Source organism: Actinomadura spongiicola (genome assembly GCF_003432485.1).
In the GTDB taxonomy this organism is placed as follows: domain Bacteria; phylum Actinomycetota; class Actinomycetes; order Streptosporangiales; family Streptosporangiaceae; genus Spirillospora; species Spirillospora spongiicola.
The window spans coordinates 531,936-548,049 of the sequence record NZ_QVNQ01000003.1 but is presented as its reverse complement, the minus strand read 5'-3'; the positions used below and the strand labels follow the sequence as shown (position 1 = coordinate 548,049).

Here is a 16,114-nt window from a genome sequence, read left to right as displayed (position 1 = left end):
CGTGCCCGGATGATCTCGTCGGTGTTTCGAGCCCTGGGGTCGCGTGCGACATCGCGTTCGCGGCGTTGCAGTTGGGGCTGGTCTGGATCGTCACGGCTGTTGTCGGGCGGTCTTGTCGGCCTTGGTCGCGGTGCATGGGCGCTCACGGCAGAAGCGCGGGGCCGAGTGCGTGGTCTGCGTGCCGTGGCTGTGGGCGGGGGCGGCCGCGAGCGGCGCGTAGGGGAGTGCCGCTCGCGGGCCGACGGGTGTTGGGCGCGGCCGTGGGTCAGGCGCGGCCGAGGACGTGGTGGACGAGTTCGCGCAACGGTCCGTGGAGCTGGGCCTCGCCGACGGTGGCGCGGTCGCCGTCGATGTCGATCTCGTACAGGAACTGGTCGGGAATTCGGCCCGGCGGCGGGATCGCCTTCAGGTCCACGCGGCCGACGAGTCGTGTCAGCATGGGATCGCTGGCGCTGTCGGACTCTGCGCGCCGCTCGATCCCCGCGAATCCCCCGCTGCGGACGACTGTCACTCTCACTGTGCTATCCGTTCGCCTCCATGGGGACACCTACCCCCGTCCAGGCCCGGCTCACCGCCTTCGTCTCGACTGAGCCCGTCCCGTACAGGCGGGTCGCGGAGCGAACCGTCGCGGCGGCGAACCCGGCGAAGTCGACATCGGTGGCCAGAGCACCGCCGGTGAGAGTGTCGTACCAGATCCGGCCCGCCTTCTCCCAGGCGTTGCCGCCGATCGCGGTTGCGGCGAGGTAGAAGGCGCGATTAGGGATGCCCGAATTGAGGTGGACTCCTCCATTGTCGCGGTAGGTCTCCACATAGTGGTCCATATGACCCGGCTGTGGGTCCTTGCCGAGGGCCGGGTCGTCGTAGGCGGTGCCGGGGTCTTTCAGCGAGCGGAGCGCGACGCCGTTGATGCCGGGAGCGAGCAGGCCCTCCCCGATGAGCCAGTCGGCCCGGTCGGCGGTGTGCCCGAGGTGCCACTGCTTGATGAGGGAGCCGAACACGTCCGAGACGGACTCGTTGAGGGCGCCGGACTGGCCGTAGTACTCCAGATTCGCGGTGTACTGCGTGATGCCGTGCGTGAGTTCGTGGCCGGTGACGTCGAGGGGGCCGGTGAACGCGGTGAAGACGATGCCGTCCCCGTCCCCGTACACCATCTGCTCGCCGTTCCAGAACGCGTTGCCGTAGCCGTCGCCGTAGTGGACGGTCGAGACCATCGGCAGGCCCGCGCCGTCGATCGAGTCGCGCCGGTACGCGGCCTCGAAGAAGTCGAAGGTGGCGCCGAGCCAGTCATAGGCCTGGTCGACGCTCTCGTCCCCGGTGGCGGGCGCTCCCTCGGCCCGGACCGTCCGGCCGGGCAGCCGCTCGCGGTGCTCCGCGTCGTTGATCGTCCGGTGGGGGACGAAGTCCTCGCTGGGGGAGGGGGCGATGGCGGGAGCGGTCCGGCGCTCGATGGCCTGCGCCGAGCTGAGGGCCAGGGTACGGCGGGCGCGGTCGCGCAGGGCCGGGTCGTCGGCGTCGCGGGCGAGGCGCTCAAGCATGTGCGGCGGCACGATGTGGCAGCTCATGCCACAACGCTGCCAGGCCGGCGGGGTTCCGGCCACGCCTTCTCCCAGGACGCCGCGGCCGAATCCGGTCACGATACGTGATCGTATTGCCACGCGGGGGAGGTGGCGGGGAGACTTGTGAAGATCATGGGGAGATGCCCCGGCTTGACGCCGGGGCATGGGGTGACGTGCGTCAGAATGAACGGGTGACCCTCTACCGCGACGAAGGCATCGTCCTGCGCACCCAGAAACTGGGCGAGGCCGACCGCATCGTGACGGTGCTGACCCGGCGCGGCGGCCGGATCCGCGCCGCGGCGAAAGGGGTCCGCAAGACCAGATCCCGGTTCGGGGCGCGCCTGGAACCGTTCACGCACGTGGACCTCCAACTGTACGAACGGCGCTCCCTCGACCTGATCACGCAGGCGGAGACGCTGCGCCCCTATGGGGAGGCGCTCGTCACCGACTATCCCCGGTACACCGCCGGCACGGCGATGCTGGAGACCGCGGAGAAACTCACCAGCGAGGAGGGCGAACCCGCGCTGCGGCAGTTCCTCCTCCTCGTCGGCGGGCTGCGCACGCTCGCCGAACGCGGCCACGACCCGCGGCTCGTCCTGGACGCGTTCCTGCTGCGCTCGCTGTCGGTCGCCGGATGGGCGCCCGCGCTCGACGAGTGCTGCCGTTGCGGCGACCGCGGCGGCCTGCGCGGGTTCGCCATCGCGGCGGGCGGCGCGGTCTGCGCGAACTGCCGGCAGCCGGGCGCCGCGACCCCCGCGCCCCCGACGTTCGCCCTGATGCTGGCGCTGCTGCGCGGCGACTGGGAGTACGCCGACGCCAGCGAGCAGCGCCACCGGACGGAGACCAGCGGCCTCGTCGCCGCCTACCTCCAGTGGCATCTGGAGCACGGAATCCGCTCCCTGCGCCATGTGGAGCGCGAGGAGACGATCGAGGACGACACCACCAGGGAGAGAGTTTGAGAACGGCCGTTTCGCCTCCGCAGCCGCATCGGGACGGCGCCGTCCCACCCCCGATCCCGGCGGACCTGGTGCCACGGCACGTCGCCATCGTCATGGACGGCAACGGCCGCTGGGCCAAGGAGCGCGGGCTGCCCCGCACCGAGGGGCACAAGCGCGGCGAGGACTCGCTCTTCGACGTGATCATGGGGGCGATCGAGCTCGGCGTCCCGTACCTGTCGGCGTACGCGTTCTCCACCGAGAACTGGAAGCGGTCACCGGACGAAGTGCGTTTCCTCATGGGCTTCAACCGGGAGGTGATCCGCCGCCGCCGCGACCAGCTCCACTCGATGGGCGTCCGCGTCCGCTGGGCGGGCCGCCGCCCGCGGCTGTGGCGCAGCGTCATCAAGGAACTCGAGACGGCGGAGGAGATGACGCGCGACAACGACGTCCTCACCCTCCAGTTCTGCGTGAACTACGGCGGCCGCGCCGAGATCGCCGACGCCGCCGCGGCCCTCGCCCGCGACGTCCGGGACGGCCGGCTCAACCCTGACAAGATCACCGAGAAGGTGTTCGCCCGCTACCTGGACGAGCCCGGCATCCCCGACGTGGACCTGTTCCTGCGCTCGTCCGGGGAGCAACGCACGTCCAACTTCCTGCTGTGGCAGTCGGCGTACGCGGAAATGGTCTTCCTCGACACGCTCTGGCCCGACTTCGACCGCCGCCACCTCTGGCACGCCTGCGAAATCTACGCCTCCCGCGACCGCCGCTACGGCGGAGCTGTGCCCAATAATGCAGTCCACTCCTCCTTCGGCCCTGGCGGGCCTCCATCGTCGTGAACTGGGTGCGATCGCTGGCATCGCTTCGACTCGCCTTGCGGCTCGCTGCGCGATCAGGTTCTCGCTTCGCTTGAACCTGCCTTCGGACGCGATCGCAGTGGCCCGGGTTGTCGCGTGGTTGCTGTAGCGGGCTGAGGCAGTTGCGTCCGAGAGGGTGGGGTATGTCCGGCCAGTACGGCGTGCTTATTGCAGTGCACTCCTCCTTCGGGCGCTGAGCGCCCTCCATCGTCGTGCACTGCGCGCGATCGCTGGCATCGCTTTGGCTCGCCTGGTGGCTCGCTGCGCGATCAGGTTCTTGCTTTGGTCTCGCCTGAGCCCCTGGCCGGGCCTTCGGGCGCGGTCGTAGTGGTTCGGGTGGGTGCGTGGCTGGGGAGGCGGGTTGCGGTCGTCTCCCCAGGCCACGCTTATGGGTTCAGACCAGTGCTGCGTCCAGGGTGATGGTCGTACCTGCCAGTGCCTTGCTTACGGGGCAGCCGGCCTTGGCGGCCTCGGCGGCCTTCTCGAAGTCGGCGGCGGAGATGCCGGGGACGCTCGCCCGGACGGTCAGGTGCACGCCGGTGATGCCCTCGCCCGGCTGGAACGTCACCTCGGCCTTGGTGTCCACCTTCTCCGGCGGCGTTCCGGCGCCGGCGAGGCCGTGCGAGAGAGCCATCGAGTAGCAGGTGGAGTGCGCGGCGGCGATGAGCTCCTCCGGGCTCGTCCGGCCGCCCGGCTCCTCGGACCGCGATGCCCAGGTCACGTCATAGGTGCCGAGCTTCGAGGAGTCCAGCGAGACGGTCCCCTGACCGCTGAGGAGCGGCCCTTCCCAGTGCGCGTTTGCGGTACGTGTCGTAGCCATGACCCCGATTCTTCACCATGGCCCGGCCGCCCGATCACCGAACCTGGCGGTTCACGTGGTCAGCGGGTCTTGGCGGCGCATTCGCGGCAGGTGCCGAACACCTCGACGGTGTGCGTGATGTCGCTGAAACCGTGCTCGGCGGCGATCGCGTCCGCCCAGCGTTCCACGGCCGGGCCCTCGACCTCGATCGTCCGGCCGCAGTCGCGGCAGACGAGATGATGGTGGTGCTGCTCGGTGCGGCAGGCCCGGTACACGGCCTCGCCGTCGTCGGTGCGCAGCACGTCGACCTCCCCGGCGTCGCTGAGCGCCTGGAGCGCCCGGTACACCGTGGTCAGGCCGATCTTGGATCCGTCCGCGCGCAGATCGGCGTAGATGTCCTGTGCGCTGCGGAAGCTCTCGCAGTCGGCCAGGACCTGCCGTACCGCGTCCCGGCGGGCCGTCGTCATCCTCCAAGTACCTCCGCCTCTGCGTCCACGCGCGTCTCGACGCCGGGACCGGACGCGGGGGAGAGGTCCTCTCCGGCCGTGTCGGCCCGGGCGCGCCTACGACGCACCGGTGTGCCCCCGGCGACCGCGACGACGAACACTGCGAGCGCCAGCAGCACGATCGAGGGGCCCGGAGGCAGATCGTACTGGAAGGAGCCCGCCAGGCCCGCCACGGCCGACAGTACACCGATCGCCATCGCGGCCAGCATCGTGCCCCGGAAGCCCCGGGTGAGCTGCTGCGCCGCCGCCACCGGGACGATCATCAGCGCGCTGACGAGCAGCAGCCCGATCGCGCGCATCGCGATCACGATGGTGACGGCGGCGGTCGCGGCGATCAGGACGCTGAGGAACCGGACGGGCAGCCCGGCGGCCCGCGCCACCTCCTCGTCCTGGCACAGCAGGAACAGCTCCCGGCCGAACAGCGCGATGATCGCGAGAACCGTGGCGGCCAGGCCCGCGACGACGTACAGGTCGGTGGTCGTCACGCTGGTGATCGAACCGAACAGGTAGGACTGGAGGCTCGCGCCGCTGCCGCCGCCGGCGCTGGTGAGGATCACGCCGCCGGCCAGACCGCCGTAGAACAGCAGCGCCAGCGCGACGTCCGCGCCGCTGCGGCTGCGGGCCCGCACGACCTCGATCGCCACCGCGCCGAGGACCGACACCACCAGCGCGCCGAGGACGGGCGAGGTGCTCGTGAGCAGTCCGAGCCCGATGCCGGTCAGCGCGATGTGGCCGATGCCGTCGCCGAGCAGCGACAGCCTCCGCTGCACGAGGAACGTGCCGACGGCCGGTGCGGTCAACCCGATCAGCACCGCCATCACCAGGGCGATGCGCATGAACTCGTAGTGCAGCATTCCGTTCATCCCGTGACGGCCCCTCGCGCGGCGGTCCCGTCGACGACGCGGCCGCGCTCCAATTCGATGGTGCGGGTGATGAGCGGTTCCAGCGGGCCCAGTTCGTGCGCCACCAGGACCACCGTCTTCCCGGCCAGCCCGCGCAGCGCCGTGGCGAGCGCGGCCTGGTTTCGGGCGTCCACGCCCGCGGTCGGTTCGTCCATCACGAACACGTCCGGTTCGCCCGCGAGGGCGCGGGCGATCAGTACGCGCTGCTGCTGGCCGCCCGACAGCAGGTGCGCCGAGTCGCGGGCGCGGTCGGTGAGGCCGACCGTCGCCAGGGCCCGGTCGACGGCGGCCCGGTCGGCCGCCCGGTCGCCCAGGACCGCGGGCCGCCAGCGGGACGTTCGGGCGACGCGGCCCGACGCGACGACCTCCCGGACGGTCACGGGCACCCCGCCGCCCATCGGCAGCCGCTGCGGGACGTATCCGATCCGCCTCCAGCCGCGGAACCGCGCGGGCGGCGCGCCGTAGATCTCGGTCCGGCCGCCCGCCAGCGGGACGAGCCCCAGCAGCGCCTTGACCAGGGTGGACTTGCCCGCGCCGTTGGGCCCGAGGACGGCGAGCACCTCGCCGGCCTCCACCCGCAGGTCGACGCCGGTGAGGATGTCGCGGCCGTCCCGGCGGACGAGTCCCGATGTCATCGCGAATGGCGGGGCGTCCTTCATGAGCACTCCAGCGCGGCGCGCAGCGTCCGCAGGTTCCCCTGCATGATCGTCAGGTAGTCGTCGGACGAGCCGTCCTCGACGCCCTCGGCCGGGTCCAGAACGGCGGTCCGCACGCCCGCCTCCCGGGCCAGCGACCGCGCGACCTTCGGGCTGGCGAGGGTCTCGGTGAAGATCGTGGTCGCGCCGGTGGCGACGACCCGGCGGGACAGGTCGGCCATCCGCCGCGGGGACGGCTCGCTCGCCGGGTCGACGCCCGCGACGGGGATCTGGCGCAGGGCGTAACGGTCGGCGAGGTAGCCGAACGCGGCGTGCGCGGTGATGATGTCCCGGCGCGCGCAGGACGCCAGACCGGTGGTGAACCGGCGGTCGAGCGCGCGAAGTTCGGCGGCGGTGGACGCGGCGCGCCGCCGGTGGCCCGCCGCGTGGGCGGGGTCGGCGGCGGCGAGCCGGTCGCCGAGCGCGGTCGCGACGGTCGCCATGCGGCTGGGGTCTAGCCAGACGTGCGGGTCGTAGGACGCCTCGTCGTGGCGGAGGCCGTCGTGCGCCTCCTCGTCGTCGGTCTCGTCCGGGGGCGGCAGCGTCTTCACCAGGCTCGTCGCGTCCAGCGACCTGCCCTTCGCGTGCCCGCGGACGGCCTCGTCCACGGCGGGCTGGACGCCCTTGACGTAGACGGCGAGGTCGGCGTCCTCGACCCGGGCGACCTGCCGGGCCGTCAGTTCCAGGTCATGGGGTTCGGTCCCGGGCGCGGTGAGGGTCCGGACGTGCGCGTCGTCGCCGCCGACGCGCTCGGCGAGCCACGCCATCGGGTAGAACGACGCGATCACGGCGGTCCTGCCGGGGGGAACGTCGGCGCCCGCGTCGGCGCAGCCCGTCAGCCCGGCCGCGAGCCCGATCGCCAGCCCGGCCAGGGTGAGGACCGCCGCGGGGGAGTCGCTCGGGGAGTTCCGGAAGCGGGGCACCCGTCGATTATGGACGATTCTGAAAATGATAGTCAAAGTCGCCCGATGCCGCGCCCCAGCGCGAACCCCACGAGGATCGCCAGCGCGACGATCCGCAGCGCCTTGCCCGACCCGTCCAGCGCGGGCCAGTTCAGGTAGGCGAACCAGGCCAGCGCCGCCGCCAGGACCAGCAGCCCGGCCGCCGCCACCCAGCCGCCGCCGACCATCCCGACCACCAGCAGCGCGAACACCGCGACCAGCAGCGTCCACCGCGGCAACCGGTGCAGGAACACCACCGGCGCCGCGCTGCGCCGCTCGATCGCGGCCCGCAGCCCGCCTGGCTCACCCTTGGTTCGCACCCGCCCACGGTAACGGAAATCCCCTGGCCCGCGAGAGGATGGACACATGATCGCGATAACCCGGTACCGCGTGCCCGGCGAGGACGCCGACGACTTCGCCGACCGCATGACCGCGGTGCTGACGGCCCTGTCGGAGTGCCCCGGCTTCCGCTCCGGACGGCTCGGCAGGACCGTCGACGACCCCGGGCTGTGGGCCCTCGTCACCGAATGGGACGGCGCGGGCCACTACCGCCGCGCGCTCGGCGGCCACGAGCTGCGGATGCGGTTCATGCCGCTGGCCGCCCTGGCCGTGGACGAACCCGGCGCCTACGAGGTCGTCGCCGCCCACTGATCAACGGGTGCGTCTCGGTAGGGCAAGGGACCGGGCAAGAAGCGGCGCGGCCGGTTTCGCCGCCCCGGCCAAGGTCATCTTTGCGGCGTTCACGATCATGCCGTGCCCGTTCGGGGGAGATCTGATGCGCCGCGCCTTCCTGCTGCCCAGTGCCGTCCTGTCCGGCGCCGTCCTGGCCACCGGACCGTCCGTCGCGGCGATCGCGCCGCCCGCCCACGCCGCCCCGCGTGTCGTCGAGTACCTCGGGCTGCGGATATCCGTGCCGGTGGGCTGGGAGGTGCACCGGCTCGACCGGGATGCGTCCCGCTGCGTCCGCTTCGACCGGCACGTCCTCTACCTCGGCCGTCCCGGGCCGGAGCCGGACTGCCCGCCCCGCCTCGTCGGCCGCACCGAGGCTCTCCACATCCAGCCCGCCGAGCGGGCGGGGCCGTCCGCCGAGGGGCGCCGCGCGTCCGGGAAGGTCGTGCGCGCCGACGGGCTCGCCACGCTCACCATCCCGCCGACCGTCGACCACGAGGCGCGGCTCACCGTCCCCGAGGCCGGAGCCGCCATCACCGGCGTGTACGGGACGGATCCGGCGCCGCTCCAGCGGATCCTGCGCGGCACCCGGCTGGACCCCGGACGTGCCACCGGATCCGGCCCGCCCACCCCGGATCCCCGGCGCGAGCGGCCGGGGAACGCCCGAGGCGACCTCCCGCCGGACCCGGCGAGGCCGTGGACGCGCGGCAGGGGGTTCGACACCTGCACGGCGCCGTCCCTCGCGACCATGCGGGCGTGGCGGCCGTCCTTCGAGGTCACCAACATCTACATCGGCGGCGCGGCGCGCGGCTGCGCGCAACCCAACCTCACCGAGGCGTGGCTGGGCGCGGTCCGCGACATGGGCTACCGCGTCACCCCCACCTACGTCGGGCTCCAGGCGCCGTGCGGCAGCCGGCGGCAGCGTTTCACCGCCAAGAACGCCGCGTCGCAGGGCGCCGTGGCCGCCGAGGACGCCGCCGTCAAGGCCCAGGCGCTCGGCATCCCGCAGGGCGCGCCCATCTACTACGACATGGAGGCCTACGACAGCCGCAACATCGGGTGCAAGGCCGCCGTCCTGAGGTTCGTGGACAACTGGGTCCGGAGGTTGACGAGCCTCGGATACGACCCGTGCCTCTACAGCAGCGTCAAGTCCGGCATCCGGGACGTCGGCGACGCCGACGGGATAAGCAAGCCCGTCGCCATCTGGTTCGCCCACTGGAACGGCCGGGCGGACGTGTACGGCGACCCCTTCATCCCGGACCACTGGTGGCATCCGCACGGCCGCATCAAGCAGTACCGGGGCGGCCACAAGGAGAAGCACGGCGGCGTCACCCTCAACATCGACAGTAATGTTGTGGACGGCCGCGTCCTCTAGTCGGTTTACTGGCCCCACCCGTGCCCTAAGCTGGGCACTGCCCGAGGGCGCCGAGCAGGATCGCGCCGCGGGATCATCGGGGAACACCACTCGCCGCCGCCCGCGGGAGCCGGGCCGGGGCGTACGCACTGTCCCGCCGACCGCCAGCCGGATGGAGAATACTCATGGCACGCCGTTCCGATGTGTTGGACACGATCGTCAACCTCGCCAAGCGCCGGGGCCTCGTCTACCCGTCGAGCGAGATCTACGGCGGGCTCCGCGCCTCCTGGGACTACGGTCCGCTGGGCGTCGAACTCAAGAACAACGTCAAACGTCAGTGGTGGAAGTCCATGGTGCAGGGCCGCGACGACATCGTCGGCCTCGACTCGTGCGTCATCCTCGCCCGCGAGGTCTGGGAGGCCAGCGGCCACGTCCAGGCGTTCGTCGACCCGCTGACCGAATGCCAGTCCTGCCACAAGCGCTTCCGAGGCGACCACCTCGAAGAGGCCTACGAGGCCAAGCACGGCCGCCCGCCCGCGAACGGTCTCGCCGACATCAGCTGCCCGAACTGCGGCGTCAAGGGCTCCTTCACCGAGCCGAAGATGTTCAACGGCCTGCTCAAGACCTACCTCGGCCCGGTCGAGGACGAGTCGGGCCTGGCCTACCTGCGTCCCGAGACCGCGCAGGGCATCTTCGTCAACTACCTGAACGTCCAGCAGTCCGCGCGCCGCAAGGTGCCGTTCGGCATCGGCCAGATCGGCAAGTCGTTCCGCAACGAGATCACGCCCGGCAACTTCATCTTCCGGACCCGTGAGTTCGAGCAGATGGAGATGGAGTTCTTCGTCAAGCCCGGCACCGACGAGGAATGGCACCAGTACTGGATCGACGAGCGCATGCAGTGGTACGTCGACCTCGGTGTCCGCAAGGAGAACCTGCGGCTGTACGAGCACCCGCAGGAGAAGCTGTCGCACTACTCCAAGCGGACCGTGGACGTGGAGTACCGGTTCGACTTCGTCGGCGGCGAGTGGGGCGAGCTGGAGGGCGTCGCCAACCGCACCGACTACGACCTGACGACGCACTCGAAGGCGTCGGGCGCCGACCTGTCGTTCTTCGACCAGGAGTCCGGTGAACGGTTCGTCCCGTACGTGATCGAGCCCGCGGCGGGCGTCGACCGGTGCGCGCTCACGTTCATGATGGACGCCTACGCCGAGGACGAGGCGCCCAACGCCAAGGGCAAGATGGAGAAGCGCGCCGTCATGCGGCTCGACCGGCGGCTGGCCCCGGTGAAGTGCGCGGTGCTGCCGCTGTCGCGCAACGCCGACCTGTCGCCGAAGGCCCGCGACCTCGCCGCGCGGCTCCGCAAGAACTGGAACGTCGACTTCGACGACGCCGGCGCCATCGGCCGCCGCTACCGCCGCCAGGACGAGATCGGCACCCCGTTCTGCGTCACCGTCGACTTCGACACCCTGGACGACGACGCGGTCACCGTCCGGGAGCGCGACTCGATGTCCCAGGAGCGCATCGCGATCAGCCAGGTGGAGTCGTTCCTCGCCGCCCAGCTCGTCGGCTGCTGAGTTTCTTCGCAGTTCACTCCTCCTTCGGCCCTGGCGGGCCTCCATCGTCGTGAACTGCGGTGCGATCGCTGGCATCGACTCCGACTCGCCTGGCGGCTCGCTGCGCGATCAGGTTTCTCGCAGGCTCGAAACCTGCCTTCGGACGCGATCGCAAACCTTGGGGTTGTCGCGGGGTTGCGGTGGTGGCCGGTGCGGGTGCGGATCGTGACACTATGAGGGTCGGTGACGGCTGAACCGCCCGCATGGGCGGCGGCGCACGGAGCCTGGCGACCGGTCGGTGAGTCCGAGAGGAGGGGCAGGATGCGCGAACCGCACTGGCCTGCCCGTCCTGTCGCCCGGCTGCTGGTCGTCGCGCTGGGGCTGCTCGGCATCGTGGTCGGCCCCGCCGGGACCGGGACCCACGGCGGGACGTCTCCCACCGGCACGATCGCCGGTGTCCGGAACGGGGCCGCGCAGCAGGCGCCCGCCCGCGCCCGCTCGTCCACCAAGCACCGCCCGAGCCCACACGAGCAGGCCGTCGTCGCGTCCCCCGACGTGCGGTCGGCGCCCGCGGCGCAGCCGCCGCTCGTGGTGCTGCCCACGGCCGCCGTCGAGGTGCGGCCGCCGTCCCGGCGCGCCGTCCGCGCCGTTTCCGCGCATGTCCCCCCGGACATCGTGCCGAGGGGCGTGCCACGCGGGCGCGCCCCACCCTCCTTCCCACGGATCTGAGGTCTCTGTCCGCGGTGCCGCGCGCACGCCCGGCGCCGGAGCTCCGTGTGGAGGTTCCCTTTGACTCGCGCCAACCTGGTGCGGGCGGTACTGGCATTGGCCGTACTCGCCACATCGTTCTACTTCGCGTATGCCAAACCCGCCCGCCTCGGCCTCGACCTGCGCGGCGGCACCCAGATCGTGCTGGAGACGCAGAACTCGCCGACGGTGAAGGCCGACCGGGAGGCGACCGACCGCGCCCGGGAGGTGCTGGGCCGCCGCATCGACGCGCTCGGCGTCGCCGAGTCGTCGATCACCCGGTCCGGTGACCGGCGGCTGATCGTCGAACTGCCCGACGTCCAGGACCCGGCCAGGGCGACCGCGGCGATCGGCAAGACCGCGCAGCTCACCGCCCATCCGGTGCTGCCCAACGACGGCACGCCCGACAGGGGCCAGCAGCTGGTCCGGGACGAGAGCGGGCAGCCGATCCTGATCGGCCCCGCCGCCCTCACCGGCGACGGCATCGGCTCCGCCGACGCCACCTACGATCCGCAGAACCTCGGCGGCTGGGCCGTGAACGTCGACTTCAAGGGCGACGGCGGCAAGACGTGGGAGCGGCTGACCGCGAAGGCCGCCTGCGCGGCGGGCGACGAACGGCGGATCGCGATCATCCTCGACGGCAGCGTGATCTCCTCCCCGGGCGTCACCGAGAGCGTCGCCTGCGGCGTCGGCATCACCGGCGGATCGACGCAGATCACCGGGGACTTCAGCGCCGGTGAGGCCAAGGACCTCGCCGCGCTGATCGAGGGCGGTTCGCTGCCCGTCCCCGTGAAGGTCATCGAGCAGCGGGTGGTGGGGCCGACGCTCGGCGACGAGGCGATCGACGCCAGCGCCCGCGCCGCGGTCATCGGCGTCATCCTCACCGGGCTGTTCATCGTGGCCGTCTACCGCATCGTCGGCTTCCTCGCCACGGTCGCGCTGGCCTGCTACGCGCTCATCTCCTACGCCGCGCTCGTCGCGGTCGGCGCGACCCTGACCCTGCCCGGACTCGCCGGTTTCGTCCTCGCCATCGGCATGGCCATCGACGCCAACGTGCTGGCCTTCGAACGCGCCAGGGAGGAGCGGGCGGCGGCGCCCGGACGCAGCGCCCGGACGGCCCTGGCCGTCGGCTTCGACAAGGCGTGGTCGGCGATCGCCGACAGCGCCGTCACCACGCTGCTCGCCGGTGCCCTGCTGTTCTTCCTCGCCTCCGGCCCGGTGCGGGGATTCGGTGTCACGCTGACCATCGGTGTCCTCGCCTCCCTCGTGTCGGCGATGCTGCTGAGCCGCGTCCTCACCGACGCCGCCGCCGCGCGGTTCCCGAAGCTCACCAAGGGCAGGGCGGGCGGGCTCGCCGGCGCCGGACGGATCCGGCGGTGGCTGGAGAACAGCGGCCCCGACCTGATGAAGCGCAGCCGGCTCTGGCTCGGGATCTCCGCGCTCGCCGTCGTCATCGCCACCACCGGGATCGCCACCCGCGGCCTCAACTTCGGTGTGGAGTTCACCGGGGGACGGCTCGTCGAGTACTCCACGAACCGTCCCGTGGACATCGACGTGGCCCGCTCCGCCGTCGCCGACGCCGGGTTCCCGCGCGCCGTCGTCCAGACGTCCGGGCAGGACGACATCTCCGTCCGGACCGTCGACCTCACCAACGAGGAGGAGAAACGCGTCCAGCAGGCGCTGGCGAAGGAGGGCGGCGGCGCCACCAAGCAGCGTGACGAGCTGATCGGCCCGAGCCTGGGCGACGAACTGCGGACCAAGGCGCTCATCGCCCTCGGCGTCGCGCTGCTGGTCCAGCTGGCCTATCTGACGATCAGGTTCCGCTGGACGTTCGCGGCCGGCTCGGTCATCGCGATGTTCCACGACATCACGATCGTCACGGGCGTCTTCGCCTGGCTCGGCAAACCCATCGACGGGGTGTTCCTCGCCGCGCTGCTCACCATCATCGGGTACTCGGTCAACGACTCCGTCGTCGTGTTCGACCGCGTCCGGGAGATGTGGGGCGAGAATCCGAAGGGACGGTTCGCGACGATCGCGAACCGGGGCGTCCTGCAGACCGTCCCGCGCACGATCAACACCGGGATGGGCGCGCTGTTCATCCTGACGGCCCTGGCGTTCCTCGGCGGCGACTCCCTGACCGACTTCGCCATCGCCCTCCTGATCGGCATCGTCGTCGGCACGTACTCCAGCGTGTTCACGGCGACGCCGATGGCGGTCGTCCTGGAGCGGTTCGCGAAGGCGCCGCCGCCGCAGCGCAAGACCAGGTCCCGCCCGTCCCGCCGCTCCACTCAGGACTCGGGCGCGGTCGTCTGAACGCCGGTGGCGGGCCCTGTCCCTCGGGTGGGGCCCGCCACCGGGTCAGGACGGCAGCATCGGCTTCTTCAGCGGACGGTCCTCGCTCACGCCGAAGCAGACGACGGTGCGGATGCCGCCGTCCCACTCGTGCTTCTCCGGGTAGAAGTACGAGTACTGGTCGGGGTAGGGGTGCCGGCCGAAGGCCTTCTGGAGCAGCCTCTCGCAGCGCACCTGCCCCTTGCGTTCGATCGTCTCCGTTCCCGGGTACGGGCCCGCCTCCAGCGTGAAGACCCCGTACACCTGGTTCCAGTACGGCGTGGTGCAGGCGACGACGCGCTGGGCCAGGCTCGTGGGGTCCCACTTGCCGAAGCAGTCGCCGCGGGTCATCTCGCTCCAGTACCTCTGGTCCGGGTCCACGGTCGTGGCGAGCGGCGCGGCGAGGGTCCCCGGGCCGGTGTAGCGGAGCAGGCAGAGCACCCTGCGGTCCCCGGAGCGCCAGCTCGCCCTGGTCGGCGTGACGGCGTAGGGCTCCAGGAACTTGGCGTGCCGGCTCCGTTGCAGCCGGAACGCCTTCCTGAAGCACGCGTTCGTCGCCTGTTCGAGGGTCTTCTCGTCACCCGGGTAGGCCTTGCCGGGCAACCGTAGCTGGGCGACGACCTCGCCGTCGTGCGGCTCGGCGCAGGGCAGCGCCGTCAGCGGGCCGATCGTGTAGTCGCCGCGAATGCCGGTGAAGCAGTCGCCGACGCGCAGCGCCGCGGGCAGCACCTTGTCCTTGTCGATGACGCGGCCGGAGGCGTCGCGCTCGGCGGTGACAAGCGTGCCCACGATCCCCGCCACGGCGAGCACCGCCACCAGGCTCCAGACCGCGGACGCGGCCAGGCCGCCGACGGCCAGGCCCCGGCCCCGCTCCCCACGCCGCCCGGCCTGGACGAGCGCCGCGACGCAGAGCAGGACCGCGACCGGGACCAGCCCGAAGATCCCGGTGACGAGGGAGACGACCGCGAGCCGGTTCGTCCGGGGCAGGACCGTGGTCGACGGCGGCGCCGGGGCGTGCCGGGGGGCGTCCGGAGGCGGCCACCGGGAGAAGACGTCCGGCGGGCCGGGAACCGGCGGGGCGGCGACCGGGTCGGGGCCGCCCGCGTCGCCCGGCGGGGCCCAGGCCGCCCAGGCGGGCTGGACGGGTCTCGGGGTATGGTCGCCGCGGTCGTCCCGGGACGGTGGTGGCGTCGTCACGATCGTCTCTTCCTCAGCAGGGTCCGCTTCAGCGGTTTCCCCGTGCTCTTGGCCAGGCAGTAGAGCAGGCGGTCGCCGGCGGCCCAGGACTCCTCGGACGGCCTCACGTAGATCAGCTCGACCCGTTTCGGCAGCCGCTTCTCCAGCACCGCCAGGCTCCGCCCGAAACAGCGCGCGTTGGACACCTCGTCCAGCTTCCGGTCGCCCGGATACCGGACGCCCTTCAACGTGAACTTGGCGTACAGCTGCGCCTCGTGCGCCTCGGTGCACTCGGTGACGGGCTGATCGTCGACCCGCGAGTCCCAGCGTTCGACGCACGTGCCGGGTTCCATCTCCGGCATGTGCGCCGTCCGGGTCTTCGGGCTGGTGGCGAGGGAGCCGGTGAGCCCGCCGGAACCGGTGTGGACGAGCAGGCACGTCACCTCGCGGTTCCCGTGTGCCCAGTCGTCCTCGTCGGGCATGTCGATCCGGAGGTCGAGCGCGCTCGCGGCGGGACGGTCGGTCAGGAACGCGGTGCGCTCCTTGCACTGGTACGTCGCCTCCGCGAGGAGCCGCTGCTCGTCCGGGAAGGGACCGGGGAGCAGTGTCGCCTTGGCCCCGATCTCGCCGCCGTGGCGGCGTTCACAGGGCGTGCGCACCGCCGCGGGCTCGGCGTACTCCTCGGTGTACCCGTTGAAACAGGCACCGGCCTCCAGCGTCGAGACCGCGACCAGCCCCGGAGGCGGCGGGGGACGGGACTCCGCGTCCGCCGTGGCGAACGGCGAGCCGCCGGACGCGGCGACGGCGAGGCCGGTCCCGAGTGAGACGGTCGCGCACAGGCCCGTGACGAGGGCGATGACCACGACGCGGTTCCGCCGGCCCGGAACGGGGACGGGCGGCGGTCCGGTCGTGCGCGCGGCGACGTGTGGCGGCCCGGGGACGTGGACCGGTAACCGCGACGGCGCGTCCCGCGCGGGGACGCGGCCGTCGGGCGGGCTCCACGCGGGAGTGTCCGGGCCGCCGTCGGGGGGCGGTGGGGTCGTCACGGCCGAGAAAATAGCCGGGATTGCCAACAAAAGGAGCAATTCCGGCG

17 protein-coding genes are annotated in these 16,114 nt (G+C 72.0%); 7 read left to right on the top strand and 10 right to left on the bottom strand.

All coding sequences use genetic code 11. The features are described from left to right. Window positions 1-265: 265 nt before the first annotated feature. Window positions 266-517: a protealysin inhibitor emfourin gene (locus D0T12_RS11270; protein ID WP_233525971.1), complete on the bottom strand. Its 252-nt coding sequence runs from the start codon at window positions 515-517 to the stop codon at window positions 266-268. A 4-nt stretch (window positions 518-521) separates the two neighbouring features. Continuing rightward, on the bottom strand, window positions 522-1,634 hold the full coding sequence (locus tag D0T12_RS11265; protein ID WP_233525970.1) for a M4 family metallopeptidase: 1,113 nt from the start codon (window positions 1,632-1,634) through the stop codon (window positions 522-524). Between the two features lie 113 nt (window positions 1,635-1,747). Here D0T12_RS11265 and recO point away from each other — a divergent pair, with 113 nt between their 5' ends. Next, window positions 1,748-2,515 (top strand): DNA repair protein RecO, encoded by a 768-nt coding sequence (recO, locus tag D0T12_RS11260; protein ID WP_117399447.1) that lies wholly within the window; start codon window positions 1,748-1,750, stop codon window positions 2,513-2,515. Continuing rightward, window positions 2,512-3,330 (top strand): isoprenyl transferase, encoded by an 819-nt coding sequence (locus D0T12_RS11255; protein ID WP_117399446.1) that lies wholly within the window; start codon window positions 2,512-2,514, stop codon window positions 3,328-3,330. The genes recO and D0T12_RS11255 overlap by 4 nt, the downstream gene beginning before the upstream one ends. Window positions 3,331-3,742: 412 nt before the next feature. On the opposite strand, the gene D0T12_RS11250 is transcribed toward D0T12_RS11255, so the two are convergent. From D0T12_RS11250 to D0T12_RS11225, 6 genes are read right to left on the bottom strand one after another with little or no spacing between them, the layout of a single operon-like run. Continuing rightward, a complete protein-coding gene (locus D0T12_RS11250) occupies window positions 3,743-4,168 on the bottom strand; it encodes an OsmC family protein (RefSeq protein WP_117399445.1) in 426 nt (141 codons plus the stop codon). A gap of 59 nt (window positions 4,169-4,227) precedes the next feature. After that, window positions 4,228-4,614, bottom strand: a complete 387-nt coding sequence (locus D0T12_RS11245; protein ID WP_117399444.1) for a Fur family transcriptional regulator — start codon at window positions 4,612-4,614, stop codon at window positions 4,228-4,230. After that, window positions 4,611-5,516, bottom strand: coding sequence for a metal ABC transporter permease (locus D0T12_RS11240; RefSeq protein WP_117399443.1), 906 nt, complete (start codon window positions 5,514-5,516; stop codon window positions 4,611-4,613). Before D0T12_RS11240 ends, D0T12_RS11245 begins: the two co-directional genes overlap by 4 nt. Beyond that, window positions 5,513-6,214 (bottom strand): metal ABC transporter ATP-binding protein, encoded by a 702-nt coding sequence (locus D0T12_RS11235; protein WP_117399442.1) that lies wholly within the window; start codon window positions 6,212-6,214, stop codon window positions 5,513-5,515. Before D0T12_RS11235 ends, D0T12_RS11240 begins: the two co-directional genes overlap by 4 nt. Further along, window positions 6,211-7,173, bottom strand: a complete 963-nt coding sequence (locus D0T12_RS11230; protein ID WP_117399441.1) for a metal ABC transporter substrate-binding protein — start codon at window positions 7,171-7,173, stop codon at window positions 6,211-6,213. Before D0T12_RS11230 ends, D0T12_RS11235 begins: the two co-directional genes overlap by 4 nt. A 32-nt stretch (window positions 7,174-7,205) precedes the next feature. Then, window positions 7,206-7,511, bottom strand: a complete 306-nt coding sequence (locus D0T12_RS11225) for a DUF6703 family protein (RefSeq protein ID WP_117399440.1) — start codon at window positions 7,509-7,511, stop codon at window positions 7,206-7,208. Window positions 7,512-7,557: 46 nt separating this feature from the next. Here D0T12_RS11225 and D0T12_RS11220 point away from each other — a divergent pair, with 46 nt between their 5' ends. The 5 genes from D0T12_RS11220 (at window position 7,558) to secD (ending at window position 13,827) form a co-directional block, all read left to right on the top strand. Beyond that, window positions 7,558-7,842 (top strand): antibiotic biosynthesis monooxygenase family protein, encoded by a 285-nt coding sequence (locus D0T12_RS11220; RefSeq protein ID WP_117399439.1) that lies wholly within the window; start codon window positions 7,558-7,560, stop codon window positions 7,840-7,842. Between the two features lie 124 nt (window positions 7,843-7,966). Continuing rightward, window positions 7,967-9,235, top strand: coding sequence for a DUF1906 domain-containing protein (locus D0T12_RS11215; protein ID WP_117399438.1), 1,269 nt, complete (start codon window positions 7,967-7,969; stop codon window positions 9,233-9,235). A gap of 164 nt (window positions 9,236-9,399) precedes the next feature. Continuing rightward, window positions 9,400-10,788, top strand: a complete 1,389-nt coding sequence (locus tag D0T12_RS11210; RefSeq protein ID WP_117399437.1) for a glycine--tRNA ligase — start codon at window positions 9,400-9,402, stop codon at window positions 10,786-10,788. Between the two features lie 300 nt (window positions 10,789-11,088). Further along, complete coding sequence (locus D0T12_RS11205) at window positions 11,089-11,496, top strand: hypothetical protein (RefSeq protein WP_117399436.1); 408 nt, start codon at window positions 11,089-11,091, stop codon at window positions 11,494-11,496. A 60-nt stretch (window positions 11,497-11,556) separates the two neighbouring features. Further along, window positions 11,557-13,827, top strand: coding sequence for a protein translocase subunit SecD (gene secD / locus D0T12_RS11200; RefSeq protein WP_117399435.1), 2,271 nt, complete (start codon window positions 11,557-11,559; stop codon window positions 13,825-13,827). A gap of 45 nt (window positions 13,828-13,872) precedes the next feature. Here secD and D0T12_RS11195 read toward each other — a convergent pair whose 3' ends face one another. Both D0T12_RS11195 and D0T12_RS11190 read right to left on the bottom strand, forming a co-directional pair. Next, complete coding sequence (locus tag D0T12_RS11195; protein ID WP_117399434.1) at window positions 13,873-15,042, bottom strand: DUF4190 domain-containing protein; 1,170 nt, start codon at window positions 15,040-15,042, stop codon at window positions 13,873-13,875. Then, entirely contained in the window at window positions 15,039-16,067 is a 1,029-nt protein-coding gene (locus D0T12_RS11190; RefSeq protein ID WP_158581467.1) for a septum formation family protein, read from the bottom strand. The genes D0T12_RS11195 and D0T12_RS11190 overlap by 4 nt, the downstream gene beginning before the upstream one ends. Between the last annotated feature and the right edge of the window lie 47 nt (window positions 16,068-16,114).